Below are 18,599 nucleotides of genomic sequence, written 5' to 3'. Positions count from 1 at the left end.
GCCATCATGGCCCGATAATGGTTAAGGGAGCCTTGGCATGAAAAAAATCATTCTCGGTCTTATCGTTATCCTGCTCATCGTCGTCGGGGTGGGCTACAGCCAACTCGACGGCATTGTGAAAAAAGGCATCGAAACCGGTGGGCCCAAAGCGCTCAAGGTTTCGGTCGGCGTGGAGAAGGTCAACCTGTCGCCCTTTTCGGGTCAGGTCGCCGTGAACGGTTTCAACATCGGCCAGCCCACGGGCTTCGGCGATGGCGTGATGGCGTCAGTCGGAGGGCTCGACATGAAGCTTGAGCCCAAATCACTGCTGACCAAGCATATCATCATCGACCATATCGACGTGACAGCCCCGCTTTTCGATGTCCGGATCGACGACAAGGGCAAGACCAATTTCAAGGCGCTGCAGGAAAACCTGGGCCCGAGCAAAGCGTCCGACCCCAGCGATATCACGCTGACGATCCGTCGGCTTTCGGTCAAGGCGCCCAAGCTTTCCATCCACAGCAAAGCCATGCTCAAGGTTGACAAGGACGTCTCGCTCGCGGACTTCACGCTTACCAATATCGGCACCGATGAAAAGGGCCTCGCGCCCTGGGAAATCGCCCGCCATATCATGGACACGCTTCAGCCCCAGATCACCAAGGCCCTGGTTTCCGCCGGTTTTGGCGACAAGATACAGAATATGCTAAAGGATCAGCGGGGCGGTCTCGAGAGCAAGCTGGGCGATGTTCTGGGCAAGCTCAAACCCAAGGAAGAAGAAAAATCCGATCAGCCCAATAACTGATTGATTTCTGGACGTGCCAGTCCAATATACAGCGCATACTCAAAAAGATGTCGTCAAGGGAGATAAAGATGTCACTTGCTAAAATCACCGATGAACTGCGGGGCCGTGTCGGCGCCCATTCGCCGCTCGCCGCTATTATCAAGTTTGATTTCGGTGAAGATGGCGTGGTGCGGATCGACGGCAAAGTCTCGCCGACCGTCGTTGACAACGAGGATTCGGAAGCCGATTGCACGGTCAAGGTTTCGATGGACAATTTCGTCCAGATCGCCCAGGGCGACCTGAACCCGCAGATGGCCTTCATGACCGGCAAGCTGCGCGTTGAAGGCGATATGAGCCTCGCCATGCAGCTTGGTTCGATCCTCGGTTAAGGCAGGTTCCGCTCAATGCTCGAAAGGTTTCGTTCGCTCGTTATTGCCGTCAGCCTGATCGTCGTCATGGCAGGCCTCGCGGCCTTTTTCCTGACGCAGATGGGCGGCGGCAGCAAATTGTTCGGTGAAAAGCAGGGAAGCCTGTCGCCGACCGATTTCGAGACGCTTGCCTACACGCCTGATAAGGCCGGATACCTTCTGTGTTCGCCAAGCCTGTGCAAGAACGCCGAAGCCGATGGCAATTCGGAGCTTTTCGATATCAGCGCCCGGCGCTTGACCCAACTGGTCGCGGACTTTGCCGACCAGATGCCGACGGTCAAGACCATCAAGGTGGACCTGGCCAACAGCCAGTTCGATTTCACCGAGCGCCTACCCGGCCAAAGCTATCCGTCCGTCGTTTCGGTCCGGGTGGTTAAGACCGGGCAACTGTCGAGCGCGATGGCGATCTACAGCTACCAGCCGGTCGGGAAAAGCACGTCGAAAGACCATGAAGAACGGGTCGAACGCTGGATTCATCAACTGAGAAGCCGCCTGGAAAAACCGTAGGGCAGCTGACGCAACCAAGCGCCCCAGGGTCCACTTCTCGGGAATCACACATGAGACACATACAGGTCCGGCACTGCCGGGCCTGTTTTCTTATGGACGGAATGGTATGGATTTGGCCGGGAAACAGGCGTTATTCGCCGCCGATATCGTCATCGAGCGCGCCGCTGTCCTGATAAGCGGCTGCCGCCGTCGCATAGGCCGCGTGCCCGGAGGAGCTGTGCGATGCTTCGGAAAGCCCAAGGTCTGAACTGGCGGCATGGATGCTGGCGTTGATCGTCTCCCGCACCCGTTTCTGCACCCGCTGGTAAGCATCCCGCGCGCGTCCCAGGTTAGATGGCGCCGCGAAACCGGCGGTCGCTTCCTGGGTCCGTGTCTCCGCAAGCAGGAACTGGACGCCGGTGGACAAAAGCCCCGGACCGCCTGGCTTTGCGAAGGCCTGGGTGGTGGTTGCCGCTTGTGCTGCCTGCTGGGTTTGTGCCGTGCCGAAGTTGCGGCCGAAGCTGGCCCCGTCAGCCGGACGTGCGGACTGGGCGCCTGAAGCCTTGGCCGCAGACGTTGGTTTTCCCGCAGTGGGGGCAGTACCATGCGAACGCATGGCAAGCGAGGTATTCGCCATGAAATACGCACCCAAATTTTAAACACCCAAGGACACTTTAGCGTCTAAGCCCCCACTTTGGCAATCCATCCTGACAATAACGGGCTGGAAAAGGGGCCCGCGCCTGTGCTATCGCTGCGATGCAAGTGCGGATGTCCGGCTTCATGAGGGGGGTACGGGCGTGGCATTTCAGAACCAGAAAACAAAACGCTAAGTATGAAGTGAACGGACACAATGGATAACAACACGCTTGCCATCTATATTCACGAACTGAGGAATCAGTTCATTCATATCCAGGCCGCATTCGAACTTTTCAACCAGTCGCTGACCAACCGCGCAGGCACCGGCGTGCTTTTCGCGGGCCAGATGGTGCTGATGCCGGCGAGCCAGGTTTCCGCCCTTCTGTGGCCGCCGCGCGCGCGCGCTCGCACCCGGGGTGAAGCCCTCCGGAAAGTGCTGCAGCTGCCGGAGAAGCATCCGCTCAATGACCGTCGTCTCAGCGAAATGTGGGAGCGCGGTGACGAGAGGGTCGAAGAATGGATCACCGCCACCAAAGGCAAGCAGGTTGTGTTCGACTTTGTCGGCGACCCGGCCACGGTTGGCGACGGTTCCACGACGGATGAGTGTGTGTTCCGCGCCTATAACCCGGACAACAACCTCTTCTACTATCGCGGCATGGCCTATAACCTGAAGGCTGTCGCCGATGCGATGATGGACGTGGCTGGCCGCGTCAATGCCGTCTACCGCCAGATGTTCCCGGAACAGGCTGCTGCGGAAGATGAAGCCATGCGCCAGGCGCAGGCAGCAGCGCAAGCCCAGCAGGCCGCCCTTCAAGGGAATGTCCAGGCAGAAGCGCTGAGCGCAGATGACCTGCCGCCGCCCGTTGACCTGGGTGAGCCTGCCGAACCGGCGCCTGCCAAGAAACCGGCCGCGAAGAAGGCAGCCGCCAAGAAACCGGCTGCTAAAAAAGCGCCGGCTAAAAAAGCGGCACCGAAGAAAAAGGCTGACTAAGCCCGTATCAAACAATGCCGGCTGCCCTTGCGGCACCTCCGCATGGACAGCCGGTCATGACATCGCCGCAGACTGATTTTCGTGACGGCACAGAGTAACAGGAACCCACATCCATGATGAAACGCTTGTCTCTTCTTATTGCTTTCTGCCTGTTCGCATCCCTGCCTGCCGCGGCCGGAGATTGCGGCCAGCCGCCGCTTGACAAGCCCACGATCCCGAACGGCGCCACCGCCACCACGGAGCATATCCGGCTGGCCCGCGATGCCGTGGTCGCTTATTCGGAAAAGGTCGATAAATATCTGTCCTGCATGGATACGTGGGGGCAGCAGATCATGCCGTTCATGACCAAGGACCAGAAGGCCCGCTGGGCCGAGGACCTGGCCAGCCTGCATAACGGCCGCCGCAACCTTCAGATCCAGATGAACGATGCCATCCGCGCCTACCGCGATGCCCATCTGCATGAGGAAGAAGGCGGCAAATAAGCCAGCCCCAATTCCCTAAGCCATACCAAAAGGACCCGCCGGGAAAACCGGCCAGGGTCCTTTTTCATTTCCGGGTCTCGGGTGTAGCACTGCCATCTTTATTGGACTATCCGGTCCATAAAATTTGACTTGTGCCCACACCGCCCCCATCTTCACGGTCATGTCTTTTGAGGGAGGGACGACATGCTGGCCAACCGCGCCGTATACGATGAAGAACACAATATTTTCCGCGACGCCGTGCGCAAATTCTTCCAGGCGGAAGCGACCCCGCACGCCGAGGAATGGTCGAAGGCCGGCAAGGTCCCGCGGGATTTCTGGAACAAGGCCGGTGAGGCCGGTATCCTGTGCCCGCAGATCCCGGAAGAATATGGCGGCGCCGGCGGTGACTACCGCTTCAACTGCGTGATCAACGAGGAGCAGGTCTATAACCGCGGCGGCGGCGCGGCGCTGGCCGTGCATTCCGACATTGTTGCCCCCTACCTCCTGCATTACGGCTCGGACGACCTGAAGGAACGCATCCTGCCCAAGATGGCGACGGGGGAGATGGTCGGCGCGATCGCCATGACCGAACCGGGTACCGGCTCGGACCTTCAGGGCATCAAGACCACCGCCAAGCTGGACGGCAACCATTATGTGGTTTCGGGCCAGAAGACCTTCATCTCCAACGGCCAGAACTGCGACTTCGTCATCGTCGCCTGCAAGACCGACCCCAAGGAAGGCGCCAAGGGCGTCAGCCTGATCGTGGTTGAGGCCGACCGCGAGGGCTTCCGCCGCGGCCGCAACCTCGAGAAGATCGGCCAGCATTCGTCCGACACGTCGGAGCTGTTCTTCGACGAAGTGCGCGTGCCCGCCACCAACCTGATCGGGGCCGAGGGCGCAGGCTTCATGTATCTGATGCAACAGCTGCCGCAGGAACGGCTGTCGATCGGCGTCATCGCCATGGCGGGCGCCCAGCGCGCCTTCGACATCACGCTTGATTATGTCAAGGAGCGTCAGGCGTTCGGGCGGCCGATCTCTGCTTTCCAGAACACCCGCTTCAAGCTCGCTGAAATGAAAACCGAGATCGAGGTCGGCTGGGCTTTCATCGACCAGTGCCTGGCCCGCCATGTGAAAGGCGAGCTGGATGCCATGGGCGGCGCCATGTCCAAACTGTGGACTACCGAGATGCAGGGCCGTGTGGTGGACACCTGCGTCCAGCTGCATGGCGGCTACGGCTTCATGGCGGAATATGAAATCGCGCACCATTATACCGACAGCCGGGTGCAGCGCATTTATGGCGGCACCTCCGAGATCATGAAGGAACTGATCGGCCGCTCGCTTTAAGCCCGAACCATTCTCATTTGCGCGCCCGTTTTGCCTTGCAAGCCGGGCGCGCAACCATGTTAACTGAAGGCGACCATCAACCCAGGACAGGATGCCAATGCCCACACCCGCGCTCACAGCCGCCATCTGTTTCGCCAATGAAGGCGACGAGGTGGAACGGACCGTGCGCGGCATCCGTGAAACCGCGGGGCATGAGGTCGATATCCTTCTGATCAACGATGCCTCCGACGACGACGTCGATTATGAAACGGTCGCCCACAGTTACGGCTGCCGCTACATGCTGAATGAAGCCCGCGTCGGGCCGGCCCACAGCCGCCACAAGGGCGCGCGCTGGGCCAGGACCGAGAATGTCCTTTTCCTCGATGCCCATGTCCGCTTCTACGCAAGCGACTGGCACCGGATCATCAACGACACCATCGCCGCCGACCCGAAGGCGCTTTATTGCGCGCTCAGCCGGCCCTTACGCCCGGCAACCGCAGACCGGGATGCTGTCGAAACCGGGGCGCCGTTGGGCCGCGGCGCCAGCGTCAAACTGCTTGAGGCCACCTTCACGGAATCGCTGAAGCCCGAATGGAACCAGCGTCCCTTGGGCGATACGGGCACAGCCTATGTGCCCTGCGTGCTGGGCGGCTGCTATGCCATGCGGCGGGATTTCCTGATGAAGATCGGCGGCTACCGCGGCCTGCACCGCTATGGCGGCGAGGAACCGCTTATCAGCATCAAGGCCTGGCTCGCCGGTGGTAGCTGCCAGCTGATCAACGAGGTGGAGATTGGCCATATCTACCGGGATAGCCGCGGCGCGCCCTGGGTCGACCACATCAAGTACCAGCATTTCAATAAGCTGGCGACCGCGCGCATCCTGATGGGGGACAAGGCCTTCGCCGCCTATTGGGCCTTGCTGGCCACCCTGCCCACCGCCGAAGCCGAAGCCACACGCAAGGTGTATGAAAGCCGCCGGTCCTTCACCGCGCAGGCCCACCGGGACTTCGAAGCCATCCGCCGCCATCCGATCGATTATTTTTACGCGCTCAATGACGCTTTTCTCAAAGGGGAAGCCATCAAACCCGAGGCCCCTGCCTGGTTTTAGGACCATCCGGCCGTCCGCGCGCCCAAGTCGGCAGACTTGACACACGTCATTGCAGCCCCGGCGCCTTCATGCTAGGAGGTCGCCATACGCTAACCACATTGAACAAGCTTTTTTGCGCAAGAGGACGCACGTATGGCCCGTCAGAAAGTTACCCTGCAAGCAAAACTCCCCCACGGCATGTTTTATTGGGTTACGGAGGTCGACGCCGATAGCGAAGAAGAAGCAGTGGTCGCTGCTGAGAACCTGTTCCTGACCGAAATGGACCGGATCGAAGAATGGGAATTCACCGACTTCGACGTCGCCCAGATCTGAGCCTAGACAGCGTTACCCGGCGGCATCCCCTGCCGTCTCGCCCTTGCATGTGGGGGCGGTTTTCTTCATCCAGTAGCCAAGCGCATCCAGTGAAATATCCAGCCGGTGCTGCCTGTCGGACGCTTCGCTGAAATACCAGAAGCGGTCCGCGTAGGTCAGCGGCTTGATCACTTCATGCATGACGACCCGCGTCTTGCACGCACCTTCCGGGATCAGTTCCACCCGGAACCAACGGTGGTCACCGTCCGCTTCCTGATACGTGGCGTAAAGCCGGTTCTGGACTACTTCTTCGGTCCGTTCCACAGCCGACCATTTTTTATAGCCGCGCTGCCAGAATATGAGGCGGGTTGAACCGGGTTTGTCCGCATCGCCCATCAGGCGCGACATGTCAATGAGTTCAGCCTGCCAGCGGATACGATCCTTGTAATTGACAAGCCAAGGCCAGAGGGTCTCGGCACTCACGTTATAGTCGCGGCTGGCTTCAAACTTGAAAGCCGCTGTCCGCACCCTGACAGCATGGATGGCGATGCCGACCACAAGGGCGGCCACAACAGCCGCTGTGACTTTGTGCAGAAGGTTCCAGTCTTTGAAATTATCCCGTGCCATTGCTGACGGTCCTTTTACCTGTGTCGCTTGACCCGGCCTTCGTTTAGCAGCACCCTCGTGCCGTCTGCAATGAAAGACCGGCCGGAAATCTTGGGGAGGACTTATGACGATCACGCTTATAACGGCAAGCTTTATCGGGCTACTGCTAATTTACCTATCATATAACGTAACCAAACATCGTGGCAGAACCAAGACATCGATTGGGGATGGCGGCGATGAAGGGCTGACCTATGCGATCCGGGCGCAGGGCAACCTGGTGGAATATGCCCCGGTGGCGCTGATCCTGCTTGGACTGCTGGAAAGCATGGGGGCAAACCGGCCGCTTCTGATCGTGCTGGGCGCGACTTTCGTGGTCGCCCGCTGTATGCACGGCCTGACGCTGGGCAAAATCGACGATCCCAACTTGTTCCGCTTCTGGGGCACTGTCCTTACGGGCGTTGTCATCCTTGTCGAGTCCGTGATGGGCCTTCTTGTCGGTTATCACCTGGTCTAGGGGGCACCAATGCATATTACCTTTATCACCGCAGCCTTTACCGGGCTTCTTTACGCCCTTCTGGGCCTGCAGGTCGGCCGGATGCGCGGCGTGACCAAAACCTCGCTCGGCATGGGCGATGACCCGCGGCTTATGAAAGCCGTACGCGCCCACGCCAACCTGACCGAATGGGCACCGATCACCCTGATCGTGCTGGGCGCCTCTGAAAGCCTGGGCGCCGGATATCTGGAAATGATGATCCTGGGTGTCGGCTTCTTTGCCGCCCGCGTGCTGCACGCCTGGGGCCTCCTGACGGAGACGGACAAGCCCAATGCGCTCAGAAGCCTTGGGGCCATGGGGACGGCGGTCATCCTTCTGTGGGCGTCCGTCCATACGCTCATCCTGGCCTACAGCCTCTAGGCTCCTGTCGCCAGTAAGGACTGGCGAAAAACATCAGACACACAAAAGGGCCCGTCGGGGCCCTTCTTTATTTCTCCGCACCTGACGGGCGGGTTTTACCGCTGCGCCGGATGGTCTTGCGCAAGCTCGATATCATGCCGGGCGTTCTTGTCGATCCAGGAAAGATAATAATGGGTCCAGGGCGTGGTGACAGTTCTGGACCTGTGTTCGCTGATGACCTTGTTGACCGCTCCGATCACCTTGCGCCCCACCGCATCTTTCGAGCAGGCGAAATAGCTGGCCATCACATCCGGCAACCCGGCAATCGGGAATGTTGTGAAAGACGAATCGTCATCCGCCGCCATATGGATACGGGCATAATAGCCGGCTTCATCAGGGTAGGAGAAGCTATAGTCCACCCGTCCCCGCGCCAGCATCCGGAACACAAGTTCGGTCCGCCCCGTGCTGCTGACTTCGTCTTTATGCCGGGCCAGGAAAGCATCGACCACAGGGCCATAGGTCCGGCCCTTCACCACACCGGCACGCACAAAGCCCGCTTTGGCGAGCTTTTCCGGTTGGATTTTGCCATTCGCATCCAGAAGGGCCCGTACTTTGGGCGCTGCGGCCGCAGTCACCACCAGCCGCGTCGGCAGCGAATAGAGGATCGGATCGGAGAAAACCATATGCTTTTCGCGCTCAGCCGTGCGGCCCAGAGACCCGGAGCATACGCCAACGCCATTTGACAGGTTGGACAAGAGGCGCGCGATCGCCGCAGGGTGGCGTTCGATCCGGAAGCCCGGCATTTTCGAGGCGAAATAATCGAGGATTTTGTCCTGATAGCCTGTTCCCTTCTCCGGCCCGCTAACAATGTAGGACGGGGGATAGTCCATGACATACCATTGGACAGCAACAGGCGCCTTATCATCAGCCCGCAGGGGCGGGGCTGCAAAAAACAAAACAAGGCACGCAAAGGCTTCGATGATTTTGGCACGCGGCATTTTCAACCGTCTTTTGCCTGTTCTTTGCATACTATCCCTCGCTTGGTCGTACTCTATACTGAATACTTATTGATGCAGAACCATGCCAGCATTTGAAGGAGGGGTTCAAGCATAAATGAGCGACAGTGACATGACAGCGGTTCCCAAAAGTCCCCTCCATGTTGACGGACGCCCGGCCCTGGCTCATAAGGTCTGCCGATACGGCAGGCCATAAGCTCGCCCCCCGGGAAATGGAGTTCCAGTTCGGTGACCACACCATCCGGCAGACATGTACCCTATGTCCTTCTGGACGACAGCCGCCCGGTGCACCGGGGCGGACGGACCATGCTGTTCCATTCCCCCGAAGACATTATAGTTGCCCGCACACGCGCAGACATTCCCATGGCGCTTGAACGGCTTGATGCCGCCCTGGCAGCGGGCCTCCATGTCGCTGGGTGGATCGCGTATGAATGTGCCGCCGCGTTTGAACCCAGGCTCGCCGCCGCGATCCGTCATCAAGCGGATGAGCCATTGATCTGGCTGATCGCCACCCGCCACCGGGACATGCTGGACCAAGATGGGCTTGCACAGTTTCTGCAAACTGACCCCCACACGGATACCACCCTCGATTTCGGCACCCCGGCTCAAACCCGGGAAGCGTATCTGGACGCGCTCGCGCAGATACATGCCTACATCGAGGCCGGCGATGTGTATCAGGTCAACCATACCTTCCCCCTGCCGTGCCGCCTGCATGGCGACGTCGCAGCGCTTTATGCCAGGCTGAGGGTGAGCCAGCCCGTGGCCTACGGTGCCCTGATCGATACGGGTGAGACCCAGGTGCTGTCGCTATCCCCCGAACTGTTCATAAGGCGGGATGGCAACCGGCTTGTGGCAAGGCCGATGAAAGGCACAGCCCCGCGCGGGCGGACAACAGCTGAAGACGAAGCGATCGCCTCTGATCTGGCCGCCGATGAAAAGTCCCAGGCCGAAAACCTGATGATTGTCGACCTGATTCGCAATGACCTCAGCCGTCTCGCCCTGCCTGGCAGTGTCAAGGTCGACCGCCTGTTCGAGGTCGAGCGCTACCGCACCCTTCACCAGATGACATCGCCCATCAGCGCCGAATGCGCCGAAGGGCTGATGCCGTCCGCGCTGTTACGCGCGCTGTTCCCGTGCGGGTCCGTCACCGGCGCCCCCAAGGTGCGGGCGATGGAAATCATCGCCGAACTGGAAGCAGCACCCCGCGGGGTTTATTGCGGTGCCATCGGCCATTTCAGCCCGGCGGAAGCCCCCGGGAACGGCTCTGACTGGTGCCTCAATGTGCCGATCCGCACCCTGATACTGGATAAAGACGGCAAGGGCCGCCTCAGCATCGGCAGCGGCGTTGTCGCCGACTCAGACGCCGAAGGGGAGTATGACGAATGCCTGCTGAAGGCACGGTTCGCCCAGGCCACTGCCCCCGTGTTTTCCCTGATCGAAACATTGGGCCATGAACCCGGCAAAGGGTTCATCCGGCTGGACCGCCACCTGGCGCGCCTTCAGGACAGCGCTGACTATTTCGATATTCCTTATAATGAGGCGGCTATCCGCCAGGCCCTTGCCGACCATGTGGCCCATGACGCGGACCACAACCGTTTGCGTGTCCGCCTGACGCTCAGCCAGGACGGCACACCAGGGGTGAGTTCCGCCCCGCTTCCCGACACTGCAGATTCCCCGGAACCACCACGCGTCTGCTTGGCCGCCGAGCGGACCAACCCCTCGGACCCGTTCCTGTTTCACAAGACCACGAACCGTAGCCTTTATGACGCTGCCTTCGCCCGCGCGCACGCCGCGGGCTATGCCGACATCCTGTTCTTCAATGATAGGGATGAACTGACCGAAGGCGCGATCAGCAATGTCTTTATTGTGAAGGACGGGAAATGGTTCACCCCGCCCCTGTCCGCAGGGCTGCTGCCGGGGGTGTTGCGGGCCGAGCTTCTGGAAAGTCATAGCCCGGGAATCACGGAACGGACGATTTCACGGGATGACCTTCTCGCCGCCGACGCTATATATATCGGAAACAGCCTCAGGGGCCTGCGTGCGGTAACCCTGGCGGCAGACGCCATAATATAAGGAGACCCCGCCATGCGCCTGGGCATGATCGAATCAGCCGGCACCCCTCATCTGAGCCTTGTTGACGGTGACCGCTTTGTCCCGGTTGGCGCGGTGAACCGTGAGGCACCCGCGGACATGGCAGACTTCCTCGCCTGGCTTACAGAGCACGGCACCACATGGGCGGATTTTTGCGCGGCCGCGGCATCCGCGCCCTGGCAGCCAATGGCGGGCACACGCTATGCCCCGCCCCTGTCGGCCAAAAGCCGGATCTTCTGCGTCGGGAAAAACTATGCCGACCACGCGAAGGAAATGGGCATGGCGACGGATGGCCCGGTCGCGCCCGATATATTCATCCGCTTCCCGTCCTCCTTCGTCGGCCACGAAGGTACGATCGAATATCCGGCCGGCGAATCGAGCTTCGATTTTGAAGGCGAACTGACCGTGGTCATCGGCAAGCCCGGCGCACAGATTGACGAAGCCCAGGCGCTCGACCATGTCTTTGGCTATACCGCCACCAATGATGGCTCACTGCGCCGCATCCAGAAACGGACCAGCCAGTTTACCCTCGGCAAGAATGTCGACCGGTCCGGCGCCATGGGCCCCACCATCGTCCCCGCCGGGGAGATACCCGAGCCGCAGGCGCTCACGCTCAAGACCCTGGTAGAGGGCGAGATGATGCAGAACGGCACGACGGCAGACATGACCTTCCCCATCGCCACCGTCATCGCGGTCCTCAGCAGCGTGACCGAGCTGCAGCCGGGGGACATTATCCTCACCGGCACGCCTGCCGGTGTCGGCGCCGGCCGTAAACCACCCCGCTTTTTAGAAGCCGGTGAAACGGTGGAGGTGCAAATCGAAGGGCTTGATTCGCTCAGCATGACCGTCGCCATGCGCGCAAACGGCGTCCGGTAGCGCGAGGAGACAGATAAACTTCTGTCGCTATTCCCTCTAAAATTAAGCGCGTAATTGACGACCCCGTTAACCCGTTTTTTAGATGTGCCCTTTAATCTGGTTCAACCCGGAGCGGCTGGCTGCGGGTGAATCGTTTCTGGTAGTCGAGGGTTTCATCACTCAATGCGCTCATCTTCTGAGTCATCCTCCATCAATATGCAGGCTGATGCCGATAACGGCAGCATTTCCGCTCATACCCGAGCGCTGGCCCAAAGGCTTTCGAGCCACATGGGGCTTGAGGCCGCAATCCAGGTCAGTACAGAGAATCAGTGGCACGGCGTTGTGACCGCTCTGATGGAAATGCAGCGTGGACGTAGCGTCAGGCGCTGATCAGAGTAAACCAAGGTTACAGCATGCGGTCTTTTCCCGCTTCCCGGTCTAAACTTACGCGTCATCGGCGATCAGTCGGGGGTAAGTCATTGACTCTTCAATGGCTCAGTTACATTATCACATACCCATCCGCCGGAAACGGACCCGGGTTTAAGTGTTAAAATTATGTTGGGAGAGGGGCTGAAACACGAAAAGTAAAATTTTTGCTTGGAATCGTAGAAGATTCTTGGATGATAGGCCCCGAGCCGGACCGCCCGTCTCAACCCTCCCCCCGACCCATCGCGGTTGGAGAGGACATAATACTAGATCTCCTGGCACCTCATACGGGGTGAATAAAGGAGGCAGCATAAGCGGAGCAAATCCGTGAGGCGGTCGGCACAATTGGGAGAGGTACGGGAAAGCCTTCTGATACGACGCATATCAACCGGGCAACTTGTTGTTCGGTCCATGATTTGACGTCGGCTTGCTCCCAATTTTAAAAAGGGTAAGGGTTTGGAGCCAGATACGGCACCACATCTTTGCAAGGTTTAATCCGCTGCAGTCAGCCCCTTCCTGAAGGGTCAGGCTGTAGCTTTGTTAAAACCCATGTGGGCAGAAAATGGATAAGGCTAAAGTGAAACGGATAGCTGTCTCGACGGCCGCGGTTGCCTCGATCCTTCTGGGTGCAACTGCTGCTAACGCACAGGATGCTCGCCTGAAGTCGATCGTCGACGAGGTGAACCAGGCCAACAAAATCGCGCAAGCGTCGCAGAAGAAAATCGACTCTGTTGCCGACGCAACCGCTAAACTGTTTGCCGAATACAAAGGAGTCCTGAAGACCAATGCAGGTCTGCGCGCGTACAACGCTCAGCAGAACCGCGTGATCAAAAAGCAGGAAGAAGAGATCGAGAAGATCAAAAACTCGATCGGTCGGATTGACGAAATCAAGCGCCAGATTACACCTCTGATGCTTGAGATGATCGCCAACCTCGACGACTTCGTCCATGCGGACATCCCCTTCCAGCTTAAAGAACGGGAAGACCGTATCGAAAAGCTGAAAGAGGCAATGGACAACCCGAACGTAAGCGACCCTGAGCGCTTCCGCGTTGTTCTTGACGCATACAAAGCTGAGGTCTCCTACGGCCGCACGCTTAACACCTACGAGGGCACGATTGATGATGGCCGTTCGGTCAACTTCGTTCGTATCGGTCGCGTTGGTTTCTACTACCAGACCAAAGACGGCAAAGAGACTGACGTCTGGAACCGCGACACCAAGAGCTGGGAACGCAAAGACGAGTTCGCTACCTCGGTTAAGCAGCTGATCAAAATGGCCCGTCACCAGGTTCCGCTGAACGTCCTGGTCTTGCCGATCGAAGCGCCGAAGGAGAAATAATATGAAAAAGATCCTTACCTCCGCTGCTGTTCTGATTCTCGGCGCGTCCACCATGGCCCACGCCCAGTCTGCAGACCTCAACTCGCTCCTGATGAAGGTTCGCGAAGGCCGTGTTTCCGAATCAGCTGAGCACAAAGCTCGCGAAGCTGAGTTCCTGAAGCGCAAGTCCGAGCAGGCCAAGATGCTTGAAGAAGAGCATCAGACCGAAGCCCGTCTTGAGCGCGAATCGACCCGTCTTGAAGGCACCCGTCGTGCCAACGAAGCTGAAATCACCCGCCAGCTTGACGTACAGCGTGACCGTCTTGGTCAGCTGCAAGAGCTGTTCGGTGTTCTCCAGCAGGCTGCAGGCGACGCCAAAGCAACCATCAAGAGCTCCTACGTTACCGTCGACACCCCGGACCGCATGAAAGGCATCGATACTCTCGTTGCTAAAGCATCCGACTCCGGCGAACTGCCGACCATTGACGAAATCCGCGCTTGGCCGACCCAGATGATCACCGAAATGATCGGTTCTGGCCAGGTTGTTACTTTCAACCATGAAGTCCGCACCAAAGAGGGCAACATGGAATCCGTTAAACTGACCCGCGTTGGTGACTTCGAAGTGGTTGGTAACGGCAAATACTACATCCTGAAAGACGATGGCACGATTGAAGAGCTGCAGCGCCAGCCCTCCAGCCGTTTCACCGGCACTGTTGCTGACTTCCAGAAGGCTACCTCCGGCGTTGCCCCGCTCGGCATCGACCCGTCGCGTGGTCAGCTCCTGAACCTGGAAATCCAAAAACCGACCCTGCCGGAATACCTGGCTCAGGGTGGCTTCATTGGTTACGTAACCCTGGTTCTCGGCTTCTTCGCAGTTCTGTTCGCTGTCGTTCAGTGGACCTACCTCACCCTTGTCAACGGCAAGGTGAAGAAGCAGATGCGCACGGATGTTGCTAACACCAACAACCCGCTGGGTCGTGTTCTGGCTGTTTATCAGGCGAACAAATCTGTCGACGTGGAAACGCTCGAGCTTAAACTCGACGAAGCCATCCTCAAGGAAACGCCGGCTCTTGAACGCTTCCTGACCATGATCAAGCTGATCTCCGCCGTTGCACCGCTCTTCGGTCTGCTCGGTACGGTTACTGGTATGATCCAAACCTTCCAGGCTATCACGCTCTTCGGTACCGGTGACCCGTCCATGATGGCGTCCGGTATTTCGGCAGCACTGATGACCACGGTTGAAGGTCTTGTCGTCGCGATCCCGACTCTGCTGCTGCACAGCTTTGTTGCTGGCACGTCCAAGTCGGTCATCCATGTTCTTGAAGAGCAGTCCGCTGGCATCATTGCCGTTCATGCGGAGAAAGAGCACGGACATGCTGGCGCTTAATGACGCATTCAACGCGATCCAAGCGTTCATGGAGCGGGGCGGTAACGTCCTCTTCATGATCCTTGCGGTCACCTTCATCATGTGGGTGCTGATCGTCGAGCGTCTTTGGTACTTCACGCTGGAGTACCGCAAGCAGAAGAACCGCGTCATCGACGCGTGGGAGTCCCGTCCGGAGCGGAAATCCTGGTATGCACACAAAATTCGTGAAGCCATGATTTCCGAAATCAACACCGAGCTGAGCCAAAACATCGGCACGATCAAGACCTTGGTCGCACTGTGCCCGCTGGTTGGCCTTCTCGGTACCGTGACGGGGATGATTGAAGTGTTCCAGGTTATGGCGACGCAGGGTTCTTCGAACGCTCGCGCCATGGCAGCCGGGGTATCCAAAGCAACTATTCCGACCATGGCCGGTATGGTTGCAGCCCTCTCCGGACTGTTCCTGAGCACCTATATCGAACGCCGCGCTCAACGTGAATCGGAACGGCTTGAAGACAGCCTGACCACGGACCACTAGACCGGATTGGAGTTTAACCAATGCGTAAATTCGCAAAGGAAACGGAAGAAGCTGAAGTAAACCTGACGCCGATGCTCGACGTTGTGTTTATCATGCTCATCTTCTTCATCGTTACCGCGACTTTCGTGAAAGAGTCCGGTCTTGAGATCAATAAGCCGGAGGACAATCAAGCTAATGATCAGTCCCCGCCCCCGGATGACGACAAGCGTGCGATCGCTTTCATCATTGATGACAACAACCGGATCTTCCATGAATTCCGGTCCATCGACATCTCGTCGGTGGAGTCGATCATCAAGAAAGAAAGTGTCGAACGCCCTAAGGCTCCGGTCGTGATTCAGGCCGCCTCGGGTTCCTATACAGGGCTGTCAGTTCGTATTTACGACGCAGCTATCGATATTGGAATCCCGCGCGACAAGATCGTTTTAACGCCCAAGAAATAACCTTGGTGGGGGCAAGCCCCCGCCCTTCAGGGCGATGCCCCGCATAGGGGCACAGTGGAGAAAGTGATGCGAGACCACGCACAAAAACAAGGTGATGAAGCAGAGATTGACCTGACACCCATGCTGGATGTCGTGTTCATCATGCTGATCTTCTTCATCGTGACCGCGGTCTTCGTGAAGGAAGCCGGTGTCTCGGTTATTGAGCCAGAAGCGCATACAGCTGTTATTCAGCGCCAGGTGAGTATCCTGGTTGCGGTTCGGCCCAATGACGAGATTTGGATCAACCGCCATAAGGTGGAGCTTGCAGGTGTCCGTACGGCCATCGAAAAGCTTCATGCGGAAAACCCGAAAGGGTCGGTGGCGATCCAGGCTGACAAAAAATCGAAGGCCGGGCTGGTTATGAAAGTCTACGACGCCGTGCGCGCTGCCGGCGTTGAAAAAATAGCCATAGCTGCGGAGAAAATCTGATGATTACTCGTTACGGATCCGCACTTGTTGCCTCGACGTTAGTTACCTTTGGTCTGTTTTTTATCATGCAGAACCTGGTGACATTCGATGACGTCAAACTTAACGAGGAAAAGCAGCTGCGGTTCATCGATGTTGTTCAAAACATCAAAGACCAGCCGCCCCAGCATCTGGAGCGGAAAGTAGAGAAGCCGCCGGAGGTGGAAGCACCCCCGCCGGAGATCGAAACCCCGAAGGTCCAGGTCCAAGGCCCGAATAAACTGAACCTCTCGATTGGCCGCGCCAATCAGGGGACGGGTGTAGACCTTGGCTCCATCGACCTTGGTCCCAGCCAGGATGGTGACTATCTGCCGCTCGTTCGCGTGCAGCCGCAGTATCCGCGCCGGGCTCAGGAACGGGGGATCGAAGGGTACGTGATCGTGTCCCTGACGGTGAGTGAAGACGGGACTGTCCCGCCGGATTCCATCGTCATCCTCGACGCGCAGCCCAAGGGTTATTTTGAACGTGCAGCCACCCGCGCTGCAGAGAAGTTCAAATACAAGCCGAAGGTTGTGAATGGCAAACCGCAGGCGGTTACGGGTGTGAAGTATCGTTTCACCTTTAACCTGGATGATGGGAAGTAATGTCATGAAGATGATCAAAACCATCAAATCCCTGCCGATGGCAGTGGCAGCAGCAGCGGTCCTCGCTATGCTGCCCGCATCCAGCGGTGGTGCGGCTTACGCGTCGCAAGACAAGCAGCCGAGCGCCATCTCGCAAGCCAAAACCCGTAAGGTTCCTGCAATGTCCCTGGAGACGCACAAGCATATCCAGAAGGCGCAGGAAGCTATGGATGCCAAGGACTATGTAACCGCCAATAAAATTCTTGGTGAGGTCCTTGAGCGCAAACACCTAAACGATTATGAGCGCGCCATTACGTGGCAGTTACGCGCCATGATCGCCTACGATGAAGATGATACCAAGGGTACCATCGCCGCGTATGAGAAGATCCTGCAATATCGGGAAAGCATCCCGGTTGCGCTGGAGACCAACATCATCTACGGCCTGGCCCAACTGTATTACAGCATCGAAAACTACGACAAATCGCTCGCTTACGTAAAAGAGTGGCAGAGCCAGGTTGACCCGACGCTGATCAGCGTCAGCAACTTGGTCTTCATCTCGCAGCTCTATTACACGCGTAACGACTTCAAGACCTGTATTGAATATATCAATAAGGCCATCAAGCAGGCGCAAGCGACCGACCTCGTCGAAGTGAAAGAGCAATGGTACCAGCTGGCACTGTCCGCTTACTGGGAACTCGGTGAGTTCAAAAAGGTACGCGACGTGCTGGAGACTTTGCTGATCAACTGGCCGAAGCCCCGTTACTGGCAGCAGCTTGCCGCTGTTTACCAGGAACTCGGGGACGAGACCACGTCCTACGCTCTGACCGAAGCCGCGTATAAACAAGGCTTCCTGGACGACAAGCCGGCCCAGCTGGTGAACGTCGCCCAGATCCAGATCGTCCGCGGTGCACCGATCAAGTGTGCCTGGATCATGGAGAAGGCATTCAAGGAAAAGCGGGTCGAAAGAAACGCCAAAAACCTGCGCCTTCTGGGTCAGTGCTATATGATGGCTAACGAATGGGCCAAGGCGATTGCGCCGATGACCGAATCTGCCAAGCTGGAGTCCGATGTGGAACTCTGGATGCAGATCGGCCAGATCCAGATGCAGCTTGACCATTATAAGGATGCGATCAACTCGTTTGGTCAGGTTCTTGATAGCCTGAAGAACGACAAGTCCACCAAAGCTGGCCACAAGCGTCTCACTGCACTGATGCAGCGTGGCACCGCTTATACCGAGCTCAAGCAGTTTGCGGACGCCCACAAGGAGTTCGACACTGCCGCCAAACTTGCCAAAGACAAGAAGGACAAGAATACCGTCCGTCAGTGGCAGAACTACCTGAAGGCGGAAGAAGCTCGTGAAAAGATGCTGACCGGCTAAGTGCTGGCTTCATGAAAACACTGAAAACGGCGCCCTTCCGGCGCCGTTTTTATTTTGAGGGATAGCCCCTCACCTATTCGTTTTCCCCGCATCGTCCGCACGCCCCTTAAAGCCTGACAGGCTCTTGG

22 protein-coding genes are annotated in these 18,599 nt (G+C 58.1%); 19 read left to right on the top strand and 3 right to left on the bottom strand.

Going from position 1 to position 18,599, the window contains the following annotated elements; all coding sequences use genetic code 11:
- Positions 1 to 37: 37 nt before the first annotated feature.
- The 3 genes from K6118_RS05155 to K6118_RS05145 all read left to right on the top strand — a co-directional run bounded on the left by K6118_RS05155 (position 38) and on the right by K6118_RS05145 (position 1,695).
- On the top strand, positions 38 to 781 hold the full coding sequence (locus K6118_RS05155) for a DUF748 domain-containing protein (protein WP_247119152.1): 744 nt from the start codon (positions 38 to 40) through the stop codon (positions 779 to 781).
- A gap of 68 nt (positions 782 to 849) precedes the next feature.
- On the top strand, positions 850 to 1,149 hold the full coding sequence (locus tag K6118_RS05150; protein WP_247119151.1) for an SCP2 sterol-binding domain-containing protein: 300 nt from the start codon (positions 850 to 852) through the stop codon (positions 1,147 to 1,149).
- A 15-nt stretch (positions 1,150 to 1,164) separates the two neighbouring features.
- Complete coding sequence (locus K6118_RS05145) at positions 1,165 to 1,695, top strand: hypothetical protein (RefSeq protein WP_247119150.1); 531 nt, start codon at positions 1,165 to 1,167, stop codon at positions 1,693 to 1,695.
- 130 nt (positions 1,696 to 1,825) lie between these two features.
- On the opposite strand, the gene K6118_RS05140 is transcribed toward K6118_RS05145, so the two are convergent.
- On the bottom strand, positions 1,826 to 2,311 hold the full coding sequence (locus K6118_RS05140) for a hypothetical protein (protein ID WP_247119149.1): 486 nt from the start codon (positions 2,309 to 2,311) through the stop codon (positions 1,826 to 1,828).
- Between the two features lie 213 nt (positions 2,312 to 2,524).
- Here K6118_RS05140 and K6118_RS05135 point away from each other — a divergent pair, with 213 nt between their 5' ends.
- The 5 genes from K6118_RS05135 (at position 2,525) to K6118_RS05115 (ending at position 6,505) form a co-directional block, all read left to right on the top strand.
- On the top strand, positions 2,525 to 3,301 hold the full coding sequence (locus K6118_RS05135) for a hypothetical protein (protein ID WP_247119148.1): 777 nt from the start codon (positions 2,525 to 2,527) through the stop codon (positions 3,299 to 3,301).
- Between the two features lie 113 nt (positions 3,302 to 3,414).
- Positions 3,415 to 3,783, top strand: a complete 369-nt coding sequence (locus K6118_RS05130; protein ID WP_247119147.1) for a hypothetical protein — start codon at positions 3,415 to 3,417, stop codon at positions 3,781 to 3,783.
- A 186-nt stretch (positions 3,784 to 3,969) separates the two neighbouring features.
- Positions 3,970 to 5,106 (top strand): acyl-CoA dehydrogenase family protein, encoded by a 1,137-nt coding sequence (locus tag K6118_RS05125; protein ID WP_343269914.1) that lies wholly within the window; start codon positions 3,970 to 3,972, stop codon positions 5,104 to 5,106.
- 97 nt (positions 5,107 to 5,203) lie between these two features.
- The gene (locus tag K6118_RS05120) at positions 5,204 to 6,193 is read left to right on the top strand and encodes a glycosyltransferase (RefSeq protein ID WP_247119145.1); all 990 of its coding nucleotides are present in this window, start codon (positions 5,204 to 5,206) and stop codon (positions 6,191 to 6,193) included.
- 132 nt (positions 6,194 to 6,325) lie between these two features.
- Positions 6,326 to 6,505, top strand: coding sequence for a hypothetical protein (locus tag K6118_RS05115; RefSeq protein ID WP_247119144.1), 180 nt, complete (start codon positions 6,326 to 6,328; stop codon positions 6,503 to 6,505).
- A gap of 12 nt (positions 6,506 to 6,517) precedes the next feature.
- Here the strand turns inward: K6118_RS05115 and K6118_RS05110 are convergent, their stop codons facing one another.
- Positions 6,518 to 7,111 (bottom strand): SRPBCC family protein, encoded by a 594-nt coding sequence (locus K6118_RS05110; protein WP_247119143.1) that lies wholly within the window; start codon positions 7,109 to 7,111, stop codon positions 6,518 to 6,520.
- 103 nt (positions 7,112 to 7,214) lie between these two features.
- Here K6118_RS05110 and K6118_RS05105 point away from each other — a divergent pair, with 103 nt between their 5' ends.
- Together K6118_RS05105 and K6118_RS05100 are read left to right on the top strand one after the other, a co-directional pair.
- Complete coding sequence (locus tag K6118_RS05105; RefSeq protein WP_247119142.1) at positions 7,215 to 7,604, top strand: MAPEG family protein; 390 nt, start codon at positions 7,215 to 7,217, stop codon at positions 7,602 to 7,604.
- Positions 7,605 to 7,613: 9 nt separating this feature from the next.
- Positions 7,614 to 8,003, top strand: a complete 390-nt coding sequence (locus K6118_RS05100) for an MAPEG family protein (RefSeq protein WP_247119141.1) — start codon at positions 7,614 to 7,616, stop codon at positions 8,001 to 8,003.
- 95 nt (positions 8,004 to 8,098) lie between these two features.
- On the opposite strand, the gene K6118_RS05095 is transcribed toward K6118_RS05100, so the two are convergent.
- A complete protein-coding gene (locus K6118_RS05095) occupies positions 8,099 to 8,980 on the bottom strand; it encodes a transporter substrate-binding domain-containing protein (RefSeq protein ID WP_247119140.1) in 882 nt (293 codons plus the stop codon).
- Between the two features lie 246 nt (positions 8,981 to 9,226).
- Here K6118_RS05095 and pabB point away from each other — a divergent pair, with 246 nt between their 5' ends.
- The 9 genes from pabB to K6118_RS05050 all read left to right on the top strand — a co-directional run bounded on the left by pabB (position 9,227) and on the right by K6118_RS05050 (position 18,471).
- The gene (gene pabB / locus K6118_RS05090; RefSeq protein WP_247119139.1) at positions 9,227 to 11,071 is read left to right on the top strand and encodes an aminodeoxychorismate synthase component I; all 1,845 of its coding nucleotides are present in this window, start codon (positions 9,227 to 9,229) and stop codon (positions 11,069 to 11,071) included.
- A gap of 12 nt (positions 11,072 to 11,083) precedes the next feature.
- Positions 11,084 to 11,965 (top strand): fumarylacetoacetate hydrolase family protein, encoded by an 882-nt coding sequence (locus K6118_RS05085; RefSeq protein ID WP_247119138.1) that lies wholly within the window; start codon positions 11,084 to 11,086, stop codon positions 11,963 to 11,965.
- Positions 11,966 to 12,932: 967 nt separating this feature from the next.
- Positions 12,933 to 13,706: a DUF3450 domain-containing protein gene (locus K6118_RS05080; protein ID WP_247119137.1), complete on the top strand. Its 774-nt coding sequence runs from the start codon at positions 12,933 to 12,935 to the stop codon at positions 13,704 to 13,706.
- Position 13,707: 1 nt separating this feature from the next.
- Positions 13,708 to 15,072 (top strand): MotA/TolQ/ExbB proton channel family protein, encoded by a 1,365-nt coding sequence (locus K6118_RS05075; protein ID WP_247119136.1) that lies wholly within the window; start codon positions 13,708 to 13,710, stop codon positions 15,070 to 15,072.
- Complete coding sequence (locus tag K6118_RS05070; RefSeq protein ID WP_247119135.1) at positions 15,059 to 15,586, top strand: MotA/TolQ/ExbB proton channel family protein; 528 nt, start codon at positions 15,059 to 15,061, stop codon at positions 15,584 to 15,586. The genes K6118_RS05075 and K6118_RS05070 overlap by 14 nt, the downstream gene beginning before the upstream one ends.
- A 20-nt stretch (positions 15,587 to 15,606) precedes the next feature.
- Positions 15,607 to 16,026 (top strand): ExbD/TolR family protein, encoded by a 420-nt coding sequence (locus K6118_RS05065; RefSeq protein ID WP_247119134.1) that lies wholly within the window; start codon positions 15,607 to 15,609, stop codon positions 16,024 to 16,026.
- Between the two features lie 66 nt (positions 16,027 to 16,092).
- Positions 16,093 to 16,494: an ExbD/TolR family protein gene (locus tag K6118_RS05060; protein WP_281500646.1), complete on the top strand. Its 402-nt coding sequence runs from the start codon at positions 16,093 to 16,095 to the stop codon at positions 16,492 to 16,494.
- Positions 16,494 to 17,114, top strand: a complete 621-nt coding sequence (locus tag K6118_RS05055; protein ID WP_247119132.1) for an energy transducer TonB — start codon at positions 16,494 to 16,496, stop codon at positions 17,112 to 17,114. Before K6118_RS05060 ends, K6118_RS05055 begins: the two co-directional genes overlap by 1 nt.
- A 4-nt stretch (positions 17,115 to 17,118) precedes the next feature.
- Entirely contained in the window at positions 17,119 to 18,471 is a 1,353-nt protein-coding gene (locus K6118_RS05050) for a tetratricopeptide repeat protein (RefSeq protein WP_247119131.1), read from the top strand.
- The last annotated feature ends 128 nt before the right edge of the window (positions 18,472 to 18,599 follow it).

It is taken from the genome of Kordiimonas marina, from assembly GCF_023006325.1.
GTDB lineage: Bacteria > Pseudomonadota > Alphaproteobacteria > Sphingomonadales > Kordiimonadaceae > Kordiimonas > Kordiimonas marina.
This window is presented reverse-complemented; position numbering and strand designations above follow the sequence as displayed.